Origin of the sequence: Allohoeflea poritis (assembly GCF_027889715.1) — a bacterium.
GTDB lineage: Bacteria > Pseudomonadota > Alphaproteobacteria > Rhizobiales > Rhizobiaceae > Hoeflea_A > Hoeflea_A poritis.
In genome coordinates this window covers 47,568-70,462 of the sequence record NZ_JAPJZH010000006.1, presented here as the reverse complement: position 1 = coordinate 70,462, position 22,895 = coordinate 47,568, and the positions used below count along the sequence as shown (strand labels likewise).

The window sequence follows — 22,895 nt, the reverse complement described above, 5'->3', positions numbered from 1 at the left end:
GTCGGCTTTCCAACGGTTTACGAGCAGTTCCTGCCGGCACTGACGGCGGGAAAAGTCTCCACGACCTTGAAGCCGGCGCCATCCGCTTCGGCAAGGAAGATGTCCCTTGAGACGTGCCGTTCGCTCATTGTCGCCCGGCCGCGCGGCCCGTCATAGCTGGTGCCTTCCGCCGCATTCTCCAGCTCCGCGACGTCAAGCGATCCGGCTTTTTCCGCCATCGCCTGCAGCAGCTTCAGGCCTTCATAGCAGGATTCCCCCAGCGAATTGAGCGCCGCCGCATCGGCGCCGAACTTGCCGTGATAGGCGTCGGAAAAGGCGGTCGCCGCGGGCGTGTCGATATTGGCGAAATAGCCGGCGGACGAGAAAAGATTCTTCGAATTCTCCGCGCCGATACCGGCGAGCGTGTTTTCCTCGATCAGCGTGCCCAGGCGCACGACCGTATCCGGCAGACCGAAGCTGGCGAAGGCGCGGTTGAAGCCGACCGAGGCGCCGCCGACAAGCGTGATCAGCACGGCATCGGCGCCGCTGCTCTTGATCTTGGCAAGGTTGCTGTCGAAATTGTCCGCCGTAAACGGCAGGTATTCCTCGCCGACAACCGTGCCGCCGGACGCTTCGATATAGCCCTTGGCGGCAGCATTCGTATCGCGCGGCCAGTTGTAGTCATTGCCGATCAGATACCATTTGCTTGCGCCCTTGTTGGCGGCCATCCAGGGAATGACCGGCTCGAGCTGCTGCGCCGGCGTCTCGCCGAGCACGAAGGTTCCCGCCGAGCACTCACCGCCCTCATAGACCGGCGTGTAGATATAGGGCACCTGGCCCTTGAAGAGATTGGTGAGGGCGCCGCGCACCGCGCTGTCATGCATGCCGACAAAGGCCTCGACCTTCTCGCCCTTCCACAATTTGAGCGCCGCCTGGTTGGCGTCGGACGGCGGCCCGCCGACATCGGCGAAAACCGGTTCGATCATGCGCCCCAATATACCGCCGGCCCCGTTGATCTCGGCAACGGCGAGATTGGCGGCATTTTCGCAGGACGGCCCGAAAAGACCGCCCGGGCCGGATTGCGGCAGCAGCACACCGACCTTGACCGGGTCGGCGGCCAAGGCGGTGCCGAATGCGGGCAGGGCGCTGACAGCGGCTGCGGAGCCCGCGAGTTTGATGAACAATCTGCGTTCCATGATCTGTACTCCCCTTGTTTTCTTAGAGTTTTGGCGCTTCGCCCGGCCCGAGCACCGTTTCGACGGCCTGGGCGATGGCGAGCAGCATTTCGTCCGAACCGGCCGGTGCATCGAGCTCCATCCCGACGGGCAGGCCGTCTGAGTCGAGGCCGGCCGGCAGACTGATGCCAGGAATGCCGGCATTGCTGGCCGGATCCGTATTGCGGATGAAGGTGGTGAAGGTCGGCTGCCGCTCGCCATTGTGCGCGACCGTCTCGTCGTCGCCGATGGGGCGGGCCGGCAGCGGCGCGGTCGGAAACAGGAGCACGTCGATCCCGTTTTCGGAAAAACACGTCTCGTAGGCCTGCTGCAGTTTCGGCCGCTCGACGCTCATGACCTGCCGGTAGAGCGCTTCCGGAATGGCCTCGTCGCCAAGCTGCGAGCCCATGACGCCCTTGACGTCGGGGCTTGCGACACCGGCGTGGATGTCCTCCAGGGTCAGCGAAAGACCGTTCTCGGCAAGATAGTTCGCCAGATCGACCTTGAACTCGTAAAGCGCGACGGGGAAGCCGACCGCATCGTTCAACGCGGCGATATCAGGCAATTCGACGTCCACCAGCCGGGCGCCGGCGCGCTCCAACAGGCCCAGCGTCCGTTCGGCGATTTTCGCAACGCCCGGATCGAGGTCATCGTAGAAATGCGGTTTCGGCACGCCAATGCGCAGGGATTTCAGATCCGCCGTTTCGCCGGATGACCGGGTGCCCGACATCACGGCGTCGAGAAGCCGGGCATCGGCGACGCTGCGGACCATCGGGCCGGCCGTGTCGCGCGTATGGGAGATCGGAACGATCCCGCTCCCCGGGTAGCGGCCGACCGTCGGGCGATAGCCGACAATGCCGCAAAGCGCCGCCGGCAGACGTACGGATGCGCCCGTGTCTGTGCCGATGCCGCCGGGCATCAGCCGCGCACCGACCGCGGTTCCGACGCCGCCGCTCGATCCGCCGGGGATCATGTCGGGGTTGAACGGATTGCGCGATGCGCCCGTTACCGCATTGTTGGTGGTGATGCCGAATGCGAGCTCGTGCATATTGCCCTTGGCGCCGAGCAGGGCGCCTTGCGCAAAGAGCGCTTCGGCAATCGGCGCGTTGCTTGCGGCGGTCCATCCGCGCAAAGCGCCGGTGGCCGCGCTGGTCGGCAGCGTTGTCGTATTGATATTGTCTTTCAGCACCAGGGGAATGCCGGTCAGGCCTTCGCCGGCTTTTCCCGTCTCATCGGCCGCGCGCGCCGCCTGGCGCAGGCCGTCCCAATCATGGGAAACGAAGGCATTGAGGCCGGCGTGCTTTTCGCACCTTTCGATATGGGCCTCGACATAGTCGGCACTGGAAAGTTTCCCCTCGCGCATCTCGGCAAGGGCCTCGGAAATGGTCAGGTCGACCGGTTCGGGGCGTGACAAAACGGCATCTCCTCCATGCGTTTTGTCCTATCCTGTCCGGTGAAGCGCAGAACCGGTATCCCCATAAATGAGGATATTGGCGCGCAGCCTGTCTGCGAAAATCGGCTTAGTGGAGTGCGATGCGCCGCGTCAGTTGCGCGCGGCTGGAGACATCGAGCTTGCGGAAGAGATGTTTCAGATGCGTCCTGACGGTCGCGACCGAGATGAACAGTTCGGCGGCGATCTGCTGATCCGTCTTGCCGAGCATCACTGCAGCGGCGATTTCCTTTTCCCGCTTGGTCAGGTGGACCCGGGTGCTTTCGCTTTCGATGGCGTTGGTCAGTGAGATACGCGTTTGACCGTTTTGATCCCGCGACAGGGCGCGGCGCATCGCATGGGTGAAAGCCGGGCCGATCGCGTCGACGATTTCCAGGTCGCGGCGGCAGAAATCCTCCTTGCCGCGGCCCCGCCAGATGCGCAGGTCGCCGATATTCTGGCCGGCGGAATAGGCGTAGTAGTTGATTCCGTAATGCAGCCCGTCGCGGACGAGGAAATCATTGAAGAATTCGCTGCGTTCAAGCGCGCGCCGGGAAATGACCTCCGTGACGGCGGTCGCCCGACGCTTTCTTTGCAGCAGGGGGGTGATCGGATCGCGGAACTGAAAGTAGTTTTCGTAGGTTTTCAGATTGTCGTCGCTCATATTGAGCGCGATGCGGTGGCCGAATGTGCTGCTGCTTTCGCTCCAGACATAGGAAGCGAAATATTGCGCACCAAGAAGGTCGAGCAGCATCGGGCCGATCGTATTGCGCAAAGCATCGCAGGAGTGGTCGGCGGACAACGCTCCCATAATGCGGAAAACCAGGTCGCTTTCCCTTGCTGTCAGGCTCACCATGTGTTTGCTCCGGACTTGCCTGCCAAAGTTTAGCAAACCGGTCCGGGTTTTCAAATTCGGCTTGTTTGCTGGCCGAACGAGGCCTTGCCGGAAAGCGATTTCCGCGCGTCAATCGCCGTCGAAATCGTCGTCATCATCGTCGTCGCGGTTGGAGTTGAAATCGATTTTCGCCATGCGGATATCGTTGAGCGCGCTTTCCAGCGCGCTGTGGGCATCGGCGATCATGTCGGCGGTCTTGTCGAGGCGGCCGAGCAGGGTCTGCGACAGATGGGCTGCGGATTCGTTGAGATTGGCGATCTCTATCTCGGCCGCCTGAACATCCTCGAGCGCGCTCTCGGCTTCATCGATGAAAGCCTGTTCGACCCGCCCGGTTTCGGCGACGGTCGCCGCATGCTCCTTGGCGCGCCCCACGAGATTGAAGACGCTCTGGCACTCGGCCTGAAATGCCTCCATGCGGTGCAGGAAATCCTCTCGCGTCAGGCCGCCATCGAGTACAGCCGTATCCTTCGCTTGCACGGAACGGTGCATGTCCTTGACCGGATCTGCGGAAAAGATTGCTTGAAACAGCTTCTTGAACATGCCGGATCTCCGCCTGTCAGTCGGGTGCTCAAGCGCCGGTCTGCCGTCATGAAGGGTGCCGCTTGAGCGGGGTGCTGGACGGTCGCCTGCGCCGTGCAACCATTCCGTATCACTCAAATATGGTTTTATTGCCGCTTTATCTCAAGGGACGCTGTTCCATCGCCGGGAGAATGGCTCTACCGTTTGGCACGAGATTCGCAGCGGGGACAAACCATGAGCAACACCGCAATATTCTGGCCGCTGATCGTTCAGACCGGCTTGATCTACGCAATCTACGTGATCGCCTCCGGGCGCCGTCAACGCGCGGTGCGGGCCGGCAAGGTGCGGGCGGCGGAATTCAAGGTTCCGATGATCGAGCCTGAACCCAGCGCGACGGCGATCCGGAACCTGATCAACCAGTTCGAACTGCCGTTCCTGTTCTATATCGTCTGCGTCGTGCTCTACATGGTCAACGGCGTCAACTATCCGGTGCTTTTCCTGGCCTGGGTGTTCGTTGTCAGCCGCATCTGCCATTCCTATGTGCACATCACCAGCAATGATGTGCGCAAGCGCCGGCCGCTGTTCATTCTCGGCTATGTCGTCAACGCAATCCTGTGGCTTTGGCTGGCCTGGGTACTGCTGCGGGCCTGAACGGGGCCGTATCAGCCCTTGTGTGCAGCAATCCAGTCGTCGATCGCCGTAACGCACCCCTTGATCAGGTCGCGCAGCCGCGCAATGTCGGCTTCCGCCTGTTTTTCGACGGCCAGGACATTGTCATTGAGATGCCGGTCTGCGGCCTCCATGGCGGCGGCGAGATTGTCATTGGCGGGCACACCGCTTTTCAGCTGCTTCGAGGCAGCGGCCATCGGCCCCGTGTGACGAATGCCGAGGTCCCTCAGCCAGACATCCTCGGGCGTATATTCGAATTCTTCGAGACGGGCGGCGAGCTCGTTGCGGCGTTGTGTCCAGTCGGCAATGTCCTTGTCGCTTGGCCGATTGTCTTGAACACTCATTTTGAAGCTCCTTGTTCTGGCGGCGGCCGGGCCACCGCAAATCCGTTACCGTCGATATGGGTTGATTCTGGCATCTATACAACCGGTTGGACCGTGCGGCAGGGATGTGCATTTTGCAAGGCTGAACTGTGTCGCAGGCGTCACTTGTCAGACCGGTGGCTCGCATTGCAGCCGGCAATTTCGGTCGCGGCCGTCTTTCCTTTGAGGACTGGCCGCGTTATGGCTCGGCTCCATTGAATGAGACAGGAACGCGAATATGCGGCTTGGCGGTCGGATGGCGGCGGCCATCGAGGTACTTGGCGATATCGAACAGCGAAAACGGCCCGTGTCCGACGCGCTGAAGGATTGGGGCCTGTCGCATCGCTTTGCCGGCTCCGGCGACCGGGCGGCCATCGGCAATCTTGTCTATGACGCGCTGCGTAAGAAGCTCTCGCATGCCTGGCTGATGGACGATGACAGTCCGTCGGCGCTGGTCCATGCGGTGATCCATCGCCAGTGGAACATCGACCCCGACAAGTTGCGCGAGCTGCTGGCGGGCGATCGCTTCGCGCCCGAGCCATTGTCCGAGAAATCCGCAAAAGCCTTCACCGGCCGTGACCTGAAGAAGGCGCCGCCGCATGTTCAGGCCGACATTCCCGAATGGGTCCGCTTCGCCTTCGAGGAGAATTTCGACGACGAGTGGGTTGCAGAAGCGCAGGCGCTGAGCGAACGGCCGCCGCTCGATCTGCGGGTCAACACGCTGAAATCGTCGGTGGACAAGGTCCTGAAGGCGTTGACGCGCAGCGGCGCGGTCCGCACCGACCTGGCGCGAAACGGCCTGCGCATTGCCCCGGGTGAGGGGCCGGCCCGCCTGCCCAACGTGACTGCCGAACCGGCCTATCAGAAAGGCTGGTTCGAGGTGCAGGACGAGGGCAGCCAGATCGTCTCCGACCTGATTTTTGCGCGAGGTGGCGAACAGGTGCTCGATTACTGCGCGGGCGGTGGCGGCAAGACGCTGGCGCTTTCGGCGGCAATGGAAAACAGCGGTCAGATTCACGCCTATGACATCGACAAGGCAAGACTTGCGCCGATCTTCGAGCGGCTCAAGCGCGCCGGGACACGCAACGTTCAGGTCCATGACGCAGGCTCGGACCTCGGCGGGCTGGCCGGCCGCATGGACCGGGTCATCATCGACGCCCCGTGCACGGGAACGGGCACATGGCGCCGCCGGCCGGACACCAAATGGAAACTGACCCAGAAGAACCTCGAGGAACGGCTCGATCAGCAGCAGGAAGTGCTTGCCTCGGCCGCGCCTTTCGTGCGGCCGGGCGGCTTCCTGATCTACATCACCTGTTCGGTCCTGCCGCAGGAGAACGAAGCGCAGGTCTACGGCTTTTGCGAGGATAATGGCGCTTTCGAGCCGGTTTCGGCCGGCGAGGTCTGGCAGGACCTTTTCGGCGAGAACCCTCTGCAGCCCTGGTCGGCGGACATGAAGACGGTCACGCTGACACCGGCCGCCACAAAAACGGACGGCTTTTTCTTTTCCGTGTTGCAGAAGCGCCAGTAGGGGAGGCTGCATTGCCTGACTTTCAACCGAAGAACCCTGATTTCGAGGCTCGTTCAAAACGCAGTTTCGAGCGCCAGAAGGCGATGGAAACGCTCGGCATGAAGCTTGTGAGCGTCGGTCCGGGCCGGGTCGAGATGGAAATGCCGTTCCTTCCCGAATTTACCCAGCAGCACGGTTTCATGCATGCGGGCATCATTTCGACAGCGCTGGATTCGGCCTGCGGCTATGCCGCCTTTTCGCTGATGCCGGCCGACGCCGCCGTGCTGACCATCGAATTCAAGATCAACCTGCTTTCGCCGGCAAGGGGCGAGCGCTTCATCTTCCGGGCCGAGGTCACCAAGCCCGGCAGCACCATCACCGTTGCGGACGGAAAGGCCTTCGCGCTGCGCGAAGACGGCACGGAAAAGCTTGTGGCGACCATGACCGGAACCATGATGGCCGTCACCGGCCGCGAAGGGATCGAGGGATGAAGGATCTTACGAAAATCGTCGCCGGCCGTCGGCTGCTTTACGTCATGGCCGCCGAACAGGAATACGGACCGGAGCTGAAGAAGCGCTTCTCGCCACTGATCACCGGCGTTGGCCCGGTGGAAGCGGCCGTCAAACTGACCTCGGCGCTGGAAAAGCTGGAGGCGACGGGGGCATGCCCGGATCTGGTGGTGTCGCTGGGGTCAGCCGGTTCTGCCGAGCTGGAACAGACCGGCATCTATCAGGTCTCTTCCGTTTCCTATCGCGACATGGATGCCAGTGCCCTTGGTTTCGAAAAGGGCCAGACGCCGTTTCTGGATCTGCCTGTGACCGTGGAGATGCCGATTGCGGTTCCGGACGTTCCGTCAGCCTCCCTTTCGACGGGCGCCAATATCGTTTCGGGCGACGCCTATCGGGGCATCGACGCGCATATGGTGGATATGGAGACCTTCGCCAAGCTGAGGGCCTGTCACCACTTCGATATCCCGATGATTGGCCTGCGCGGTATTTCGGACGGCAAGGAAGACCTGAAGCACGTCGATGACTGGACGCAATATCTGCATATCATCGACGAGAAGCTGGCCGAAGCGGTCGACCGGGTTGAAAATGCCATCGAAAAAGGGCGCATCAAGGTCTGATCCGGTCGCAGCCTTGCGCTCGCGCCAACGAATCACTAAAGCCTTGCCATGAACAGCCCGTCCCATCCCGATTCCGTCCTCATCATCGATTTCGGCTCGCAGGTCACCCAGCTCATCGCGCGGCGCGTGCGCGAGGCCGGCGTCTATTGCGAGATCGTTCCGTTCCAGTCCGCGCAAGCCGGTTTCGAACGCATACGGCCGAAAGCGGTCATCCTTTCCGGCGGCCCGGCATCGACCGGCGACATCGGCTCGCCCCGCGCCCCGCAGGCGATTTTCGAAGCCGGTGTCCCGATCCTCGGCATCTGCTATGGCCAGATGACCATGTGCGTGCAGATGGGCGGCAAGGCCGAATCCTCCGATCACCGCGAATTCGGCCGCGCCTATGTCGAGGTGCTCAGGGATTGCCCGCTTTTCGAGGATGTGTGGACGCAAGGCCAGCGCCACCAGGTCTGGATGAGCCACGGCGATCGCGTTATCGATCTGCCACCCGGTTTCGAAATTCTCGGCCGCTCCGAGGGTGCGCCCTATGCCGTCTTCGGCAATGTCGAGCGCAAGACCTACGGCATGATGTTCCATCCGGAAGTCATTCATACGCCCGACGGCGCCAAGCTGCTGGGCAATTTTGTCCACAAGATCGCCGGGCTGGAAGGGGACTGGTCGATGGCCGCCTATCGCGAGCAGGCTGTTGCCGCCATCCGCGAGCAGGTGGGCGACAAGAAAGTCATCTGCGCGCTTTCCGGCGGCGTCGATTCCTCCGTTGCAGCGCTGTTGATCCACGAGGCCGTCGGCGATCAGCTCAATTGCATCCTCGTCGACCACGGGTTGATGCGCAAGAATGAGGCCGCCGACGTGATGGCCATGTTCCGCGAGCACTACAACATCCCGCTCACCCTCGTCGATGCATCCGACACCTTCATCGATGCGCTGGAGGGCGAGGCCGATCCCGAGACCAAGCGCAAGACCATCGGCAGGCTGTTCATCGATGTTTTCGAGGCGGAGGCGAAGAAGCTCGGCGGTGCCGATTTCCTCGCCCAGGGAACGCTTTATCCGGATGTGATCGAGAGCGTCTCCTTTACCGGCGGACCATCGGTGACGATCAAGTCGCACCACAATGTCGGCGGCCTTCCGGAACGCATGAACATGCAACTCGTCGAGCCGCTGCGCGAACTCTTCAAGGACGAGGTGCGGGCGCTCGGCCGCGAGCTCGGCCTGCCCGAAAGCTTCATCGGCCGGCACCCGTTTCCCGGACCCGGCCTTGCCATCCGCTGCCCGGGGGGTGTGACCCGCGACAAGCTCGACATCCTGCGCGAGGCCGACGCCATCTATCTCGAAGAGATCCGCAATGCCGGCCTCTACGATACGATCTGGCAGGCCTTTGCCGTGCTGTTGCCGGTCCAGACCGTCGGAGTGATGGGCGACGGGCGCACCTATGAATATGTCTGCGCCTTGCGCGCCGTGACCTCTGTCGACGGCATGACAGCCGATTTCTACCATTACGACATGGAATTCCTCGGCCGCGCCGCCACCCGCATCATCAACGAAGTCCGCGGCATCAACCGCGTCGTCTACGACGTCACCTCCAAACCTCCCGGCACGATTGAGTGGGAGTAGGGATTGCGGTGGATCCGTGTTGATGGCGGTCGACCGGTTTTCCCACAAACTATTGATATCAAAATATATTCTATTGTCATCCAAGTTCCGCCATGCGCGGATATGACGGTGAAGCAAAAATTATTGACGGTATATTTGACGGTCTTCTGCGCCCTTCATTTCGGTGATTCTTGCCGGTACTGTCACCGATATCGGCGCCCTTGACGGTATTTTTCGAGAGCGAAACAACTGAATTCATTGGGAAAATGTCGTGAAAACGGCCTTGCAGTGGGCTGACGGTATATTATGCAGAAGGATGCCGCCTGTCTGAAGGTAAAGGATCGTGGAACGTCTCCAACGACACGACAAGACCAGGCCGGATGAGGCCAATACCAAGGGCTCCGCGCTGAAGTGGAAGAAGATTAGTTATCGAGGCGATAGTGAATTGAGGAAATTTTTGATTGCCACGACTGGTTATTGCACCTCAAAAATACCTTGAGTGCGCCCTTTTGCAATTGCCGCGTCAACATAGGCATCGATCTCAGGTTTAACTGCTCTATGGGCGCGTTCACGATCTGCTCCCATTGCCACAAGCGCGCGTTCCGTCAGACCGGAAATCATGTCGGGATTAAGAAGGCCATACCCGGCCGCTGCGACGCCTGACAGGAAAGCCCCCAGGGCAATGGCGTTCAGTAAAAGATCGTCGGCGTCGTCAATTTCGCCTGTCGACTTCGCCTTGCTTACGTCGCGCGCGACGCGAGGAGCAAAACCTGTTTGGCTCTCGAAGCCGACCAAGGCCGTCTGAGACACAAACCGACCCCAGTCAGGATATCGTCGGGCGATCTCAAGTGTAATTCTGAGGCCCAGGGCAATCGCCTGTATGGATTCGTCGGCTTCTTTGCCCGCTTCGTCAATTACGTTTCCAATGGGGTTTATGGTTTCTTCGATCAGCGCGCGGACAAAGGCCTCCTTGCTGTCAAAAAGCTTGTAGAATGCTCCGGGCGATGTTTCGGCCGCGGCTAGAAGCTCGCTCATGCCGGTCCCGTCAACGCCTTTTTTCGCAAAGTATTCCAAGCCTCTGGCCATAAGGCGACGCTTCAGAGCCATTCTCCTCTGAGCGATACGACCGGTGTTTCCTTCTCGGGTTTTGTTCAACGACGGCTCCTTCTTCCTTGAGGGGTACTTGACCAATGCGACAACCACAACATATAAACAGGAATGATCATTCTCGAATTAGGAAGGTGATCGCGTTTGCCGTGAATCCTTGTATCCGCCTGCAAGAGGAACCGCAGTTCCAATGTCAGCCTGTACTTGTCGTCAAGTATGAGAAAACCCCGGCAAACGGCTTCCAATAGCCGAATGTTCTAGCCCGAATGACAGCCTCAAATGTGTCCCGGGCATCGATCGATTGACATCGAGACGGCTTCAAAATCAAAGGTCTGACTGACGGGGGCGGGAAATTAACTTGTTTCATCTTAGCATGAGAGGGAAGCTCTGCCTGGCGATTGCAGTCACCGCAATGCTGGTCATAGTCATCATGGCCGGTATGGTCGGGATTTCATTTCGCGAAGGCTTGACCCATTATATTTTGGCTGCCGATATGGATCGGTTGCGGCCGGTCAAAACTGCCCTGACAGAAGACTATGACGAAGAGGCGGGCGGCTGGCCTCAATTTGACGGCACCCCCATTGGATTCCTGGAATATGTCAGAATGGAGCTTGATCCCTTCAGGCCGGATCGGCTGACTGCCTCCGCTCCGGTAGGCGGGATGCCATCGGACGTAAAAATCGGTGACGGACCGGTTCAACCGGCCACCGATGACCCACTGGGAATTGGTCCCAGAACTTTTCTGCTCGATGCGGATCGCAACCTAGTGGGTGGAGCACCCGGCCTGGTCGAAGGCGCATTGATTGAGCCCATCATTGTTAACAGGGGTGAAGCAGGCGAAGCTGTTGTCGGTTATTTTGGCGTACGATCTCCTAATGAGGGTCGAACTCTAGCCGATTCAATCTATTTGTGCGGTCAGTTCAGAACGTTGGGTTGGGCATCCTTGTTCGCTCTTATAGCATCGACCCTCTTTGCTACGTTTCTTTCGAAACAGCTGATTGCTCCTTTGCAGATGCTTGCCGGAAGTACAAGACGGTTGGCAAATGGCGACTATGGCATACAGCTTCGCTCTGCGCGCACTGATGAAGTTGGAGAGCTTATCAAAGACTTCAACCTGCTTGCCCGCAACCTGGAGCGGGCAGCAAAAGCCGAAAAACAATGGATTTCGGACACGTCCCACGAACTGAAAACCCCCTTGTCCATTCTACGGGCTGAAATTGAGGCCTTGCAAGACGGTGTGCGTCTGGCGGGCCAAGGCACCTACGCCACGCTCCACTGCGCAGTAATGCGCGTATCCGAACTCGTTGAGGCGTTGAGTTTATTATCTTATGCAAGGGAAGAAAAACTGGTTCAAAAAATTGAAAACCAGGATATCTCCAGGATTGTTGGCGAAACAACCAAAATGACCCGGTCGGTGATGGAGGACGCCGGGCTTACGCTGGACGTCTCCATTCAATCCGGTGTTATCGGCGATGTCGATCCGATGCGAATTCGGCAAATGATCGGTAACCTTCTTGAAAACTCCAGGCGTTACACCGAAGCACCGGGCACTGTTCAAATTCGGCTGACCCGATCTGACCATGAAATTGTTCTCACCGTTGCCGACAGTGCGCCTTCACCGCCCAAGGACAATTTGAAGCGTCTTTTTGACAGGTTTTACCGTGTCGAAGAAACCCATTCCCATGCCTTGGGAAGTGTCGGCCTCGGACTGGCTGTTTGTCAGGCAATAGTAAAAGACCACGGCGGCGCGATTACGGCGGAGATTTCCGGGTTGGGCGGTCTTGGCGTCACCGTGCGTATTCCAATCAAAATGAAGCGAGCAATGCCCTCGTCGGTGCCAAGGGACCAAGCTATACAAGTGACGTTGACCGCCACCGGTACGCGAGACCTCCGACGGCGGAACCCATTCAAGTCAGACCGCCACACCCGGCTGTTCTCAAGGCGGTAAATCCTGCTACGAAGTTTAACTTGTCCCGGAACGCCGCAAATGTTCTTTATGCTCGCAAAGTTCTTCGAAAGTCACACTGTTTTGCCGAAAGTCGGAGTTCGAGCTTGCCGCTTCTTTAGGGCTGATGCCGAACCTTCGGCGAAAGATCCTGCTGAAATAACCAGGGTCCATAAAGCCCAGTTCGAATGCCACATTGCTTACACGAATGGGCGAAGAGCCGGACGAAGTAAGCCGATAATAGGCCCTTTCAAGGCGCCGCTGGGTAATGAATTTGGCGACGCCCCCCGCTTCGGCAAAGTCCCTGTATATGGTTGGCCTGGAAACATGAAAGGTTTTGCAAAGGTGCTCTGCGTCCAACTCGGGGTCTGAAAGGTGCTGGCTGATATAGGTTTGCATGCGCTGACGCCGTTCTTTGCGATAATTTTGGTTAACCGACAAAGTTGCCGATTCAGTCAGGAGCGCGCAGCGGATGAGATTGCAAAAACCCTGCGAGAAGCTCCTTTCATCCTTGGCGCTGACATCCGAAAGCTGCATGACGAGCGAAAGTACGGTACTCAGGATAAACTGTGCGATGGACGGTTTCCCCGACAAGTGAATGTGAGGAGGGTGCTTGTCCGGATTGTATCCGATAGCGTCGTGTGGAATTATGACACTCACCATTTCAGCGTGCGTTGCGGTCGAATATAGCTCTCTCGAAAAATCGAGAATATGAATTTCACCAGAATTGATCTCCCAGGACTGATCGCCTAGAACCCCCGTTGCACGCCCGCTTTTGAATATCTGCAAGATCAGAAAGTCTGCGTCTTTGGCGTGTTTGCTCTCATGCCTGAGAGACTGACCGGAAAGTCTGAGATCCAGAAAGATCAGATTGTCCAGCGTCCGAACTTTTAGGATGGACGACCTTACGGTTTCATCTTCGCTTGTATGGGCATTGTAGACAGCATGAAGCGCTTTCCAAAGGCTGCTTGAGCAATGTTTTTTTCCAACATCTGATTGATGTTCTTCCAGGTCTGTTACGAGCCTGTTCGCCGACATGTCCGCCCCCAATCGTCGAAAATCATGAACCATCAGGCTGCGAAAAATCGTTTTTTTTACAACAGTTTCGCAGCCAACCTCGTATGGTCCTCAAAATGGAACGCAAATATGCAGCGAGTATGGATTTGACACGTCAGAGTAGAGGGCCGAACGATGATTGTTATCGCCGCCCTGGCCATAATATTTTGATTTAAAATAACAATTATGATGAGCTTCTAAGAACGGCAACATCGAAATTCGCTGAGTCCGGCAATCCAGAACTGAACGAATCTGGCATATCTTTGCCTCTACCCGACTTTAATTGAGGGTTTCCGGACGATTCGGCACATAATGATTCGCTGTTTGACAGGATGCGGATCTTGAGTCTTTGTCGGGGCAAACCCATCGCGCTCAATCGAAGTTGGTCGAGGTCGGTGACTTTCCAGCCCTTGGCCATTTGCTGATAAGGGATGCGCCGTATCCAAGGGTTCAGAGCCTATCGGTTAACATCCGATATTGGTCAAGCATATCAACGGCCCGCGGTAACTGTACTTTTGGGTATCAAGTTCCGTAAACTTCGAAGAGGCGCGTGATCTCCCACTTCACCGGCTTTTCCTAGATACTTTGGATCCATTCACTCAATTGACTGAAATTGATCGATTGTTCGCGGAGCTGGTTCCGGTCGCGGCTCAGTCTCCCTGCGCTGCTGAGATTTGCAGCTTGTTTCGGGGTTACGCCAAATTTGCGACGGAACAATCTGCTGAAATGAGCTGCGTCGTTGAAGCCCAATCCATGCGCGACCTCTTTGACGCGTCCGTGGAACTCCGGAACGGAAGCAAGTTGGAAATACGCGCGCTTCAGCCTGCGTTGCACGATATATTGCGCGACGCCGCCATGTTCCGCAAAATACCGGTATACGGACGGTCTGGAGATATTAAAAACTCTGCATAAGTGATTGACGTTCAGGTTCGGATCGGAAAGATTCCTGTCGAGATACGAACGCATGTCATTTCGGCGCTCTTCGCCGGCATTCCGCTCCTTTTCCTTCGGTGGCAGTTGCGGTTCGATCAGGCCCTGTAACAGACTGCAAAAACCGTTTGATAGATCGTCAGCTTCGCTGATTCCGACCCGCGGCAATTGGCTCAGGAGTGCGAACATAGTACTGGCGAGAAACTGCCCGACGGGCGTACTGCCGGAGAACATTATGTGCGCTGGGTGTCTGGCCGGATCGTACCCGACAAATTCATGAGGTATCAGACAGCCAATGACCGTGGACTTGGATGCCACGGAAGAAAATTCTCGCGAAAAATCAAAAATGTGAACATCACCGGGAGCAACTTGCCAAGTCTGGTCTCCGGCAGTGCCAAGACAGCGACCGCTTTTATAGATCTGCAGCGAGATATAATTGGAGTCTTTTGCCAGCCGCCTGCAGTGTCTGAACTGTTGTGGCGAAAAGCTGACATCTGAGAATATCAATTCCTTCAGAAGCCAGGCTTTGATGCTTTCGGTGGTGCTTTTGACATCAGCGGCCGGCTCGACGTCATAAACTGCGCGCACGGATTCTCTCCAGGCATCGTAACAATGCTTCGCGCCAACCACAGTCGCATCGAGCTGAATTGACGGAACCGTGCAATTGTCAGTCGTCATTTTGAATGTATCTTTCGGCAAAGGTATGATTTCATATTCAAACCTACCCGGTATCGCCGGCGATCCACTTTTCTCCTATCAGCAGATCTGCCTTTCCACTTTGCTGTGCCGAGCGGTTTTGCAGGCGCGCAGTTTCGTTTCGCGAGGAGAAATGCTGAAAGGCATGCCGGCCGCACGGGTAACGTCTCTCCTTGCTTGGCTTTCGTATTCGCCTTGCCTGCGCACCGCCTCGCACAACGAAGCAATGGCGGGTCGGGAATTGTCTGACGATCAGCATTTCACGTGCGATCGTCCGAGAGAGGCTGAGCTTTGGTGTCACACCAATCGCCAGACATAGTCTCATTCTTTACGAGAATGCTGTTTTGTCTATGGACTTTTGTCTCGACTTGGGTCGTAGATTTGTCTCAGCTGTAGGCCTCAGTCGTCGGCTTCCCTGCTGGTATCATTCCCGAAAAGTGCCATGAGCTTGTTTCCCCAAGGAAGGTTGCGATCAAGGCTGTCTGAGCCTGATGTTATGCTTCTCGTCAATCGTATCGCGGTCACCCGACAGGAATTTCAGATCACCATGCGTCTTACAGAATGTCGACCATTGGCGATCTCCGATATGGGGACGATTGCCAGTGGCTGTCTAATGGCAGCATGATCATCTGTCGCGGTCCGGGGAGGGGGCCGACACCTGAATTAGGTTGGCCGCCAACGCAGCCAGCGCCATGGCGCATTCGCCGTTACGAGGCGCAGGAGGCGTACCGAAAAGCTCAGATTGGCTGGGTGAGCGTTCCGAGCCGGCCGGTCAGCTTGTCGTTCTCGGAGTAGTCCACCGGGCAGACGATGACTGAGACGCTGTCGTCTTCCAAAGCCTTGCGGAGTGTCGGCAAGAGCTCGTGCGCAGCACTCACCTGGTATCCCTTCGCCCCGAAGCTTTCCGCGTATGCGACAAAATCGGGGTTGTTGAAATCGACGTGCGAGTGTCTTTGAATCTCCAGGTCCATCTTCCACTTGATCAGGCCATAGCTTCCGTCGAGCCAGATGAGAATCACGATCGGCGTTTTCTCGCGGATCGCAGTCTCTATTTCCTGGGAGTTCATCAGGAAGCTCCCGTCACCCATAACCGCCAATACCTTGCGCCGCGGATCGGCGAGCTTCACGCCTATTGCGCCCGGAAGTGCAAAGGCCATCGTCGCCAGACCATTCGAGATCAGGCACGTGTTCGGCTCATATGTCGGATAGAGCCGCGCCATCCACATCTTGATCGCACCGGTATCTGCAAGCACGACGTCGCTCCGCCCCATCGCCTCTCGGATATCGGCCACGATCCTCTGTGGCTTGACGGGAAACGAATCGTCAGCGCGTCCGTTGTCCAACTCATTTTGAACCAGCTTGCGGATGGATGAGTTTGTAGGGTCAACGGCAAATGTCTTAGACGAGGCGGCACGCAGCGCATCGAGGCTTTTTGAAATGTCGCCCTCAACGCCGACGGAGAGCCCGTAATTGGCGTCCACCTCGGCGGGAAAACGATGGATGTGCAGGATCGGCTTGTCCGCGTCGGGATTGATCCGCGAGGGCGGAAACTCCTGGAGTTCGTAACCGACGCTTATGATCAGATCTGCGCGATCGAAGCCGAAATTGGTATAATCGTGCACCATGAAGCCGATCGCGCCGAGCGCGTTTTCATGGTCGTCAGGCATGACGCCCTTACCGTGAAAAGTGGTCGCGGCGGGTATGCCGAGCCTTTCGGAGAAGCGGACGAGCGCATCTTGCGCGCCGGCGCGTGCCGCGCCATGGCCGACGAGCAAGATTGGCCGTTCGGCGGCGTCGAGCACTGCCGCAGCACGTTCGACCTGGCTCGGAGACGGTGCGTCGGGACGCACGGAGTTTATGGCAAGTGGCTGAATGTCCCGCGGCGCGTGCATTGCTTCGACGTCCTCGGGCACTGCCAGATAAGCGGCACCGGGGCGCTCTGCCTGGGCGGCCTTGAACGCGGCGCGCACCATCTCGGGAACAGCTGAAGGTGTATGGACCATATCGGCCCATTTCGACACCGGCTTGAACATGCCGAGAAGATCGACGAATTGATGCGTCTCCTTGTATATCCTGTTGAGACCAACCTGTGCCGTAATGGCAACGAGTGGAGTGCTGTCCATTTGTGCGTCGGCCACACCGAGCAGGAGGTTGATGGCGCCGGGCCCGAGTGTCGCCGTACACACACCGGGACGCCCGGTCACGCGGCCGTACATGTCCGCCATAAATGACGCGCCCTGCTCGGACCTTGCAAGAACGAAGCGGATGGGGGATCCGTTCAAGGCGTCGACCAGTCGAATGTTTTCTTCTCCGGGAATGCCGAAAACAAACTCAACGCCCTCATTCTCAAGACAGTCCACAAGGATTTCAGCTACCAGCTTGGATGTCATTGCCGTTCCATATCAGTAAGGTTGAGGGTTCTGAATTTCGACCAAAAGGTCACGACTGGCGGATTGCTCTCATAATCGCCCAAATCTTGCCAATGTCTTATAAATGCTGGGAAAAATTCTTGTATTACTTTGTATTATTTAAGTTATTCGCTTTTTCGTCAATGTAGCATTGTCTCAAAAAAACATGTGATTTGTATCACCCTACCGGCCTGAGGGGCGATTGTTTGCACCGGCAGATAATGAATGTCGCCAGCGTCTGGCTGTAATGAGGAGATAGGCCATATTATATGGCGGTCGGACGCCAGTCCTTGAACAGATTAGAAGTATTTTCGGCCCTGTCTCGCTGCTTGTAGAAGGCGTTTTTCGAACTCGATGTGTAGTTTGCGGCTTGAGACAGGCGGGATACACGGCGCGAACTTGACGGCCTTGAGAAGCGTCTGGATATCTGCACAATGCAGATGGGACAATCGCATTGCATATCAGGTGGTTCAACCGTTACACGGACACCTGATCGCTCGCCTGGTTTGACGAAAGCCGGCTTACTGCTCACTTGACTTCGGCATAGGCGATATTTCCAGTCAAACCATGCCCCAGGGGGCCTCGTTTCAGTGCTCAGCAACCGTCATATTTTCATTGTGGAGGATGAGCCGCCGCTGGCGTTTGTGCTGAGCAGCTATTTTATTCGGGAAGGTGCCAAAACGAGCGTTCTTCATACCGGGGCCGGAGCCGTTGAGAAGATACTCGAGGCCAAGCCGGACCTTGTTATTCTTGACATTAATTTGCCCGGAAAAGACGGGTTGGCGGTTTGCAGGGCGTTGCGTGCAGAAAGCGAAGTGCCAATTATTCTGGAAAGTGCGCGAGTGGAAGAATTGGATCGCCTGTTCGGACTGGAACTTGGCGCCGACGACTACATCTGCAAGCCGTGGTCGCCAAGGGAAGTCGTCGCCCGCGCCAAGGCAATTCTCAGGCGAACAAGGCAAGACGATCCCGGTTCGAATTCATCCGGACTTCGATTGGATAAAGAACGGTGGACGGCAGTATTTCAAAGCCGGAAACTGGATTTGACGCGCCGTGAATTCCAACTCCTGAATGTTCTTTGGAGCCAGCCGGGACGCGTGTTTTCACGTGCACAACTGATTGAGCTTGCGTTTCCCGAGGACAGCGATGTTTTTGACCGGACAATCGACAGCCACATCAAGAACATCCGTTCCAAATTGAGAGCTGCCGGAGCCGACGACGATATTATCCGTTCAATATATGGCGTCGGGTATGTGTTCTGAGCAAACGTGCCTGTCTCGGTCGCCCCTGATCTGACGATGAGAACACCGTTGCCGGTGCAGGTATCCGGACAACGGCTCCCCGTTTGACGAAGCGACCGTGCACAGCGTTGATCGGAAGTACTTGAACGCCGAGCCGACGAACGAAACTGAAAACAAGCCGTACGCCTATAAGAACCTCGCCATTTTTTGGTATCGCGTAGCCCGAAGCAGGTCGGACGGTTACATCGACATGTCGGCATTTCACAGGCTTTGTATGCACTTTTAAAGTGTATTCAAGTTGCCAACACTGCATCGATTCGAATTCGTTGGACAGCATTAACCGAGGTCCTCAAGTCGGAGGTGCGTCTGGCGAAAAATCGGCTGTGAGACATATGTTATATTAAAACGATACGCACATTCCATTATTTGCATATAATTCAAATTCTTACCAAGTATTTTGTGTTATCCTAAAGCTGAGGTTGATTTGGTTCGGAGTTCGCTGAACCACAGAAGGAATCTGGGGCAGATGGGATTGAACGCTCCAGAGTTAATCGCCAGAAAAACAACTATAGATTGTTAGATACAGGAAGCAAACTCGATGGTCACCATAGATGCGGTACCTTTCGCCTACGAATTCGATATCGATCACATCGCCCTGGTTTGCATCGATATGCAGCGCGATTTTTGCCTGCCGGGAGGGTTCGCGGAGTCATTGGGCAACAACCTCGGCAACATACAGCCATGCATCCCGGTCATCGCCAGACTTCAGGATGCATTCCGCAAGGCGGGGCTACCCGTTATCCACACCAAGGAGTGTCACAGGCCGGACCTCTCGGACCTGCCCACCGCGAAACGCAACCGTGGCAATCCCAAAATAAAGATTGGCGATCCCGGACCAATGGGGCGTATATTGATCGATGGCGAGGAAGGGTCGGATTTCATTCCGCAGTGCATGCCATTGGAGCATGAGCTGGTCGTTGCAAAACCAGGCAAGGATACCTTCTACGGCACCGATTTTCACGCTTACCTGATGAAGCGAAACATAACAAACCTCATAATAACGGGCGTGACGACAGAGGTTTGTGTGCAGACAACAATGCGTTGCGCAAACGATCGCGGCTACGATTGCCTGCTGGTCGAAGACGGGACAGACAGCTTCTTCCCAGAATTCAAGGAATCAACCCTGAAGGCCGTTGTCGCACAGGGCGGCATCGTGGGTTGGACCTGCATGTCGCACAAGATACTCGAATATCTTGAATCGCTTTGACGCATTTCTTGCGGGAGCGCCTGCCATGGCCAAAACACCGATTGGCTTGCGATCTCGAAGTAGGGAAAAGCCGTCTGTTGATTTCGTTTTTCCGGCGGCCGAGCCCGGCCAGTTGCCCTGTTGGCGCCTGGTGCTGCGCGGTTGCTCCCAGCTTTGTTTCCAGTCCAATGAGCTTACGGGTCTGTTTTTCCTGGCAGCTGTCCTCGTTGCATCGCCGATTGCCGCGGCCTACATGCTGGCTGCGGCAATCATTGCTCCCAGCGCTCGCATGCTGCTGGGCGACAGAGGTGCAGGTTTGGAGACTGGGTTGCCGGGCCTTAATCCATCGCTGATCGCTGTTTCTCTGCCGGCGTCTTTAGCGATCGGCTTGACGACCAAGGTTCCGAAACGATCCTGGAGATCAACTATCGGGCGCAATTGCTGCCAGCCGTCTATATCGAGCCTGATATTCAGTACGTCATCAATCCGGATGGGTTTTCAACGAGGGACAATGCGCTGGTCCTCTGCTTCGCACCGGGCAGTCGGTATTGACGTTCGGTTCGGCCGGCGGTCGTTGAACGAACAGCGGTCAATTCCATTCCAATCAAGATAGACACATAGAGGTGACAATGTATAGCGGACTTGCAAAGGTCACAGGGCGGGGAACTAACCGGAAGGTTTCGACGACGGCCCGAGGTTACGAGGTGCTTCGCGACCCGGCGCTCAACAAGGGATTGGCCTTTGTCGCGGAAGAGCGCGCAGCACTGGGTCTGGAAGGTCTGCTTCCGGATGCCGTTGTCACTGACCTGGAGCCTCAGCTCGACTGGGCCTATCGCAATTACTGCGCACAACCCACCGATCTTGATAAGCACATTTATGCATGGAGATTGCACGACAACAATTCCGTACTTTTTTTCGCACTCATTCAGCGGCACCTGCTTGAGATGCTGCCGGTCGTTTACGATCCCACTGTTGGTGAGGCGATCGAGAATTACTCCGAGATTTGGACCCGGCCGCGCGGCGTATTTCTCTCGGTAGACGCAATCGATACGGTTGAGCAGCGCTTGGCGAACTTTGGTGCGTCGGCCGACGACATTGACTTGCTCGTGGCGACCGATGCGGAGGAAATCCTCGGTATCGGTGACTGGGGCGCAAATGGCGTGGACATTTCCATCGGCAAGCTTGCCGTGTACTCGGCCGCCGCGGGAATTGACCCGCACCGCGTCATCCCCGTGATGCTCGACGCCGGCACCAACAACGAGAAACTATTGCACGACCCCCTGTACACAGGGGCGCGCCGCGCGCGGGTTTCCAATAAAGAGTATGATGCCCTGATTGACGCATATGTCGCCGCCGCCCGCAAGTTGTTCCCCAATGCGATGTTACATTGGGAGGATTTTGGATCCACAAATTGCCGACGCATTCTCGATCGGTATCGCGGATCTGCCCCAATGTTTAACGACGATATGCAGGGTACTGGCGCAATCACGATGGCCGGTCTGTTTAACGCCGTAGAGCTCAGCAGGACAACGTGGCGCGATCAGCGTATCGTCGTGCTTGGCGGCGGTACGGCAGGTTGCGGCATTGTCGATCAGGCGCGCGATGAGATGGTTCGCCATGGCCTGTCCGCCGACGATGCGACGGCCCGAATCTGGATCGTCGACCTGCCGGGCCTGCTGACCACCTCAATGTCCGACCGACTGCTTGACTACCAGCGTCCCTACGTCCGGCCCGATGACGAGGTTGCCGACTGGACCCGCACACCATGTGACGAAAACCGCAAGGCCGCTTTGCGCTGGCCGGCAATGGCGGGTCTGCGTGCCGAGGCTGCTAACGGCGGCGGCATTATCGACCTCGCCACCGTTGTGGAGCGGGTGAAGCCGACGATACTCATCGGCACTTCCACAACCCCCGGTATGTTCACCGAGGACATTGTGCGCACGATGGCGGCCGCCGTCGAGCGACCAATCATATTTCCGCTTTCAAACCCGACCCATCTTGCCGAGGCCACGCCCAAACAGCTGCTGACCTGGTCGGACGGCAATGCCTTGGTCGCGACCGGCTCGCCCTTTGAAGACGTGACGCACAAGGGTGTCACCCACCGGATTGGCCAGGCCAACAATGCCGCGCTGTATCCTGGATTGGGACTCGGAGCAATCGTTGCCCGGGCATCAAAAATTACCGATGAAATGATCCTTGCCGCAGCGCACGCGGTTGCGGACGAGGCCAATCTCGCTGAGCCGGGCGCTTCGCTTCTGCCGTCGAACGGCGCGCTGCGCACCACCTCGAGCGTCGTTGCGACCGCTGTTGTCCGCATGGCGATTGAACAGGGCGTCGCCACCGCCGACATCGACGACCCTATCGAGGCGGTGCGCATTAGCGAGTGGTGGCCGGTCTACTGTCCGGTGTCTGCCATATGACATCAAAGTGAAGGCTCAGGATGAGCTCCGGCGATTGGAGATACGGGCCCCGCAAGCAGGTTTTGTGCATCAACTCGCCGCCCATACCGTCGGCGGGGTGGTGCCGCCTGGCGCTACATTGCTGCAACTTGTACCCAGGAACGACACGCTTGTTGTCGATGCCAGGGTGACGCCGACCGACATCGATCAGGTGCAGGTGGGGCAGTTAGCTGAAATCAGGTTTCCGGGCCTTGACCATCGCACGACACCAAAACTGTCGGCGCGGGTCCGGACCGTTGCCGCAGACCAGACGCATGATGAAAACACACAGCAACGCTATTATCGGATCAGGCTGGGGATACCGAAGGATGAGCTGCAGAAACTGGCTGGGCAAGAACTCGTGCCCGGAATGCCGGTCGAGGCATTTGTAACGACTGAGGACCGCACCGTTCTGAGTTTTCTTACGGAACCGATCGTCGATCAGATAGCCCATGCGATGCGCGAGAGCTGAAGCGCAGGCAATTGAGGAACAAGGGGGAAGGGCCCCCGGCAATGTCGACCGTTGAAACCGGGTTGC

At 57.5% G+C, this 22,895-nt stretch carries 21 protein-coding genes; 12 read left to right on the top strand and 9 right to left on the bottom strand.

Going from position 1 to position 22,895, the window contains the following annotated elements; genetic code table 11:
• Positions 1-17 precede the first annotated feature (17 nt).
• From OOZ53_RS11115 to OOZ53_RS11100, 4 genes are all read right to left on the bottom strand, one after another.
• Complete coding sequence (locus OOZ53_RS11115) at positions 18-1,175, bottom strand: substrate-binding domain-containing protein (RefSeq protein ID WP_271089608.1); 1,158 nt, start codon at positions 1,173-1,175, stop codon at positions 18-20.
• A gap of 22 nt (positions 1,176-1,197) precedes the next feature.
• Positions 1,198-2,607: an indoleacetamide hydrolase gene (gene iaaH, locus OOZ53_RS11110; protein WP_271089607.1), complete on the bottom strand. Its 1,410-nt coding sequence runs from the start codon at positions 2,605-2,607 to the stop codon at positions 1,198-1,200.
• A gap of 106 nt (positions 2,608-2,713) precedes the next feature.
• Complete coding sequence (locus OOZ53_RS11105) at positions 2,714-3,478, bottom strand: helix-turn-helix transcriptional regulator (protein ID WP_271089606.1); 765 nt, start codon at positions 3,476-3,478, stop codon at positions 2,714-2,716.
• A gap of 108 nt (positions 3,479-3,586) precedes the next feature.
• A complete protein-coding gene (locus OOZ53_RS11100) occupies positions 3,587-4,057 on the bottom strand; it encodes a hypothetical protein (protein WP_271089605.1) in 471 nt (156 codons plus the stop codon).
• 213 nt (positions 4,058-4,270) lie between these two features.
• On the opposite strand from OOZ53_RS11100, the gene OOZ53_RS11095 reads away from it, so the two are divergent.
• Positions 4,271-4,687 (top strand): MAPEG family protein, encoded by a 417-nt coding sequence (locus tag OOZ53_RS11095; RefSeq protein WP_271089604.1) that lies wholly within the window; start codon positions 4,271-4,273, stop codon positions 4,685-4,687.
• 11 nt (positions 4,688-4,698) lie between these two features.
• Here the strand turns inward: OOZ53_RS11095 and OOZ53_RS11090 are convergent, their stop codons facing one another.
• Positions 4,699-5,049: a hypothetical protein gene (locus tag OOZ53_RS11090; RefSeq protein ID WP_271089603.1), complete on the bottom strand. Its 351-nt coding sequence runs from the start codon at positions 5,047-5,049 to the stop codon at positions 4,699-4,701.
• A 256-nt stretch (positions 5,050-5,305) separates the two neighbouring features.
• Between OOZ53_RS11090 and OOZ53_RS11085 the strand changes: the two genes are divergently transcribed.
• The 4 genes from OOZ53_RS11085 to guaA all read left to right on the top strand — a co-directional run bounded on the left by OOZ53_RS11085 (position 5,306) and on the right by guaA (position 9,311).
• On the top strand, positions 5,306-6,595 hold the full coding sequence (locus tag OOZ53_RS11085; RefSeq protein WP_271089602.1) for an RsmB/NOP family class I SAM-dependent RNA methyltransferase: 1,290 nt from the start codon (positions 5,306-5,308) through the stop codon (positions 6,593-6,595).
• 83 nt (positions 6,596-6,678) lie between these two features.
• Positions 6,679-7,065, top strand: coding sequence for a PaaI family thioesterase (locus OOZ53_RS11080; RefSeq protein WP_271089874.1), 387 nt, complete (start codon positions 6,679-6,681; stop codon positions 7,063-7,065).
• Complete coding sequence (locus OOZ53_RS11075; RefSeq protein ID WP_271089600.1) at positions 7,062-7,700, top strand: 5'-methylthioadenosine/S-adenosylhomocysteine nucleosidase; 639 nt, start codon at positions 7,062-7,064, stop codon at positions 7,698-7,700. Before OOZ53_RS11080 ends, OOZ53_RS11075 begins: the two co-directional genes overlap by 4 nt.
• Before the next feature lie 48 nt (positions 7,701-7,748).
• On the top strand, positions 7,749-9,311 hold the full coding sequence (guaA, locus tag OOZ53_RS11070; RefSeq protein WP_271089599.1) for a glutamine-hydrolyzing GMP synthase: 1,563 nt from the start codon (positions 7,749-7,751) through the stop codon (positions 9,309-9,311).
• A 453-nt stretch (positions 9,312-9,764) separates the two neighbouring features.
• On the opposite strand, the gene OOZ53_RS11065 is transcribed toward guaA, so the two are convergent.
• A complete protein-coding gene (locus tag OOZ53_RS11065) occupies positions 9,765-10,445 on the bottom strand; it encodes a TetR/AcrR family transcriptional regulator (protein ID WP_271089598.1) in 681 nt (226 codons plus the stop codon).
• Between the two features lie 310 nt (positions 10,446-10,755).
• On the opposite strand from OOZ53_RS11065, the gene OOZ53_RS11060 reads away from it, so the two are divergent.
• Positions 10,756-12,345: an ATP-binding protein gene (locus tag OOZ53_RS11060; protein WP_271089597.1), complete on the top strand. Its 1,590-nt coding sequence runs from the start codon at positions 10,756-10,758 to the stop codon at positions 12,343-12,345.
• 15 nt (positions 12,346-12,360) lie between these two features.
• Here the strand turns inward: OOZ53_RS11060 and OOZ53_RS11055 are convergent, their stop codons facing one another.
• Positions 12,361-13,380, bottom strand: a complete 1,020-nt coding sequence (locus OOZ53_RS11055) for a helix-turn-helix domain-containing protein (protein WP_271089596.1) — start codon at positions 13,378-13,380, stop codon at positions 12,361-12,363.
• A gap of 594 nt (positions 13,381-13,974) precedes the next feature.
• Positions 13,975-15,006 (bottom strand): helix-turn-helix domain-containing protein, encoded by a 1,032-nt coding sequence (locus tag OOZ53_RS11050; protein WP_271089595.1) that lies wholly within the window; start codon positions 15,004-15,006, stop codon positions 13,975-13,977.
• Between OOZ53_RS11050 and OOZ53_RS11045 the strand changes: the two genes are divergently transcribed.
• Positions 14,993-15,343, top strand: a complete 351-nt coding sequence (locus tag OOZ53_RS11045) for a hypothetical protein (RefSeq protein WP_271089594.1) — start codon at positions 14,993-14,995, stop codon at positions 15,341-15,343. The two genes, OOZ53_RS11050 and OOZ53_RS11045, sit on opposite strands and share 14 nt — an antisense overlap.
• A gap of 418 nt (positions 15,344-15,761) precedes the next feature.
• On the opposite strand, the gene OOZ53_RS11040 is transcribed toward OOZ53_RS11045, so the two are convergent.
• Entirely contained in the window at positions 15,762-17,414 is a 1,653-nt protein-coding gene (locus OOZ53_RS11040; protein ID WP_271089593.1) for an acetolactate synthase large subunit, read from the bottom strand.
• A 608-nt stretch (positions 17,415-18,022) separates the two neighbouring features.
• Here OOZ53_RS11040 and OOZ53_RS11035 point away from each other — a divergent pair.
• The 5 genes from OOZ53_RS11035 to OOZ53_RS11015 all read left to right on the top strand — a co-directional run bounded on the left by OOZ53_RS11035 (position 18,023) and on the right by OOZ53_RS11015 (position 22,829).
• Positions 18,023-18,694, top strand: a complete 672-nt coding sequence (locus tag OOZ53_RS11035) for a response regulator (RefSeq protein WP_271089591.1) — start codon at positions 18,023-18,025, stop codon at positions 18,692-18,694.
• Between the two features lie 577 nt (positions 18,695-19,271).
• A complete protein-coding gene (locus OOZ53_RS11030) occupies positions 19,272-19,940 on the top strand; it encodes a cysteine hydrolase family protein (protein ID WP_271089589.1) in 669 nt (222 codons plus the stop codon).
• Between the two features lie 25 nt (positions 19,941-19,965).
• The gene (locus tag OOZ53_RS11025; protein ID WP_271089588.1) at positions 19,966-20,532 is read left to right on the top strand and encodes an urea transporter; all 567 of its coding nucleotides are present in this window, start codon (positions 19,966-19,968) and stop codon (positions 20,530-20,532) included.
• Between the two features lie 16 nt (positions 20,533-20,548).
• A complete protein-coding gene (locus OOZ53_RS11020; protein WP_271089587.1) occupies positions 20,549-22,339 on the top strand; it encodes an NAD-dependent malic enzyme in 1,791 nt (596 codons plus the stop codon).
• 64 nt (positions 22,340-22,403) lie between these two features.
• Complete coding sequence (locus tag OOZ53_RS11015) at positions 22,404-22,829, top strand: beta-barrel domain-containing protein (RefSeq protein ID WP_484477144.1); 426 nt, start codon at positions 22,404-22,406, stop codon at positions 22,827-22,829.
• Positions 22,830-22,895: the final 66 nt, after the last annotated feature.

Bases quoted from the DNA above. Each gene is read 5' to 3' on its own strand.
- OOZ53_RS11050 (WP_271089595.1), bottom strand. From the start codon at position 15,006: ATGACGACTGACAATTGCACGGTTCCGTCAATTCAGCTCGATGCGACT.
- OOZ53_RS11085 (WP_271089602.1), top strand. From the start codon at position 5,306: ATGCGGCTTGGCGGTCGGATGGCGGCGGCCATCGAGGTACTTGGCGAT.
- OOZ53_RS11055 (WP_271089596.1), bottom strand. From the start codon at position 13,380: ATGTCGGCGAACAGGCTCGTAACAGACCTGGAAGAACATCAATCAGAT.
- OOZ53_RS11090 (WP_271089603.1), bottom strand. From the start codon at position 5,049: ATGAGTGTTCAAGACAATCGGCCAAGCGACAAGGACATTGCCGACTGG.
- OOZ53_RS11040 (WP_271089593.1), bottom strand. From the start codon at position 17,414: ATGACATCCAAGCTGGTAGCTGAAATCCTTGTGGACTGTCTTGAGAAT.
- OOZ53_RS11080 (WP_271089874.1), top strand. From the start codon at position 6,679: ATGGAAACGCTCGGCATGAAGCTTGTGAGCGTCGGTCCGGGCCGGGTC.
- OOZ53_RS11020 (WP_271089587.1), top strand. From the start codon at position 20,549: ATGTATAGCGGACTTGCAAAGGTCACAGGGCGGGGAACTAACCGGAAG.
- OOZ53_RS11095 (WP_271089604.1), top strand. From the start codon at position 4,271: ATGAGCAACACCGCAATATTCTGGCCGCTGATCGTTCAGACCGGCTTG.
- guaA (WP_271089599.1), top strand. From the start codon at position 7,749: ATGAACAGCCCGTCCCATCCCGATTCCGTCCTCATCATCGATTTCGGC.
- OOZ53_RS11105 (WP_271089606.1), bottom strand. From the start codon at position 3,478: ATGGTGAGCCTGACAGCAAGGGAAAGCGACCTGGTTTTCCGCATTATG.
- OOZ53_RS11115 (WP_271089608.1), bottom strand. From the start codon at position 1,175: ATGGAACGCAGATTGTTCATCAAACTCGCGGGCTCCGCAGCCGCTGTC.
- OOZ53_RS11100 (WP_271089605.1), bottom strand. From the start codon at position 4,057: ATGTTCAAGAAGCTGTTTCAAGCAATCTTTTCCGCAGATCCGGTCAAG.
- OOZ53_RS11025 (WP_271089588.1), top strand. From the start codon at position 19,966: ATGGCCAAAACACCGATTGGCTTGCGATCTCGAAGTAGGGAAAAGCCG.
- OOZ53_RS11030 (WP_271089589.1), top strand. From the start codon at position 19,272: ATGGTCACCATAGATGCGGTACCTTTCGCCTACGAATTCGATATCGAT.
- OOZ53_RS11075 (WP_271089600.1), top strand. From the start codon at position 7,062: ATGAAGGATCTTACGAAAATCGTCGCCGGCCGTCGGCTGCTTTACGTC.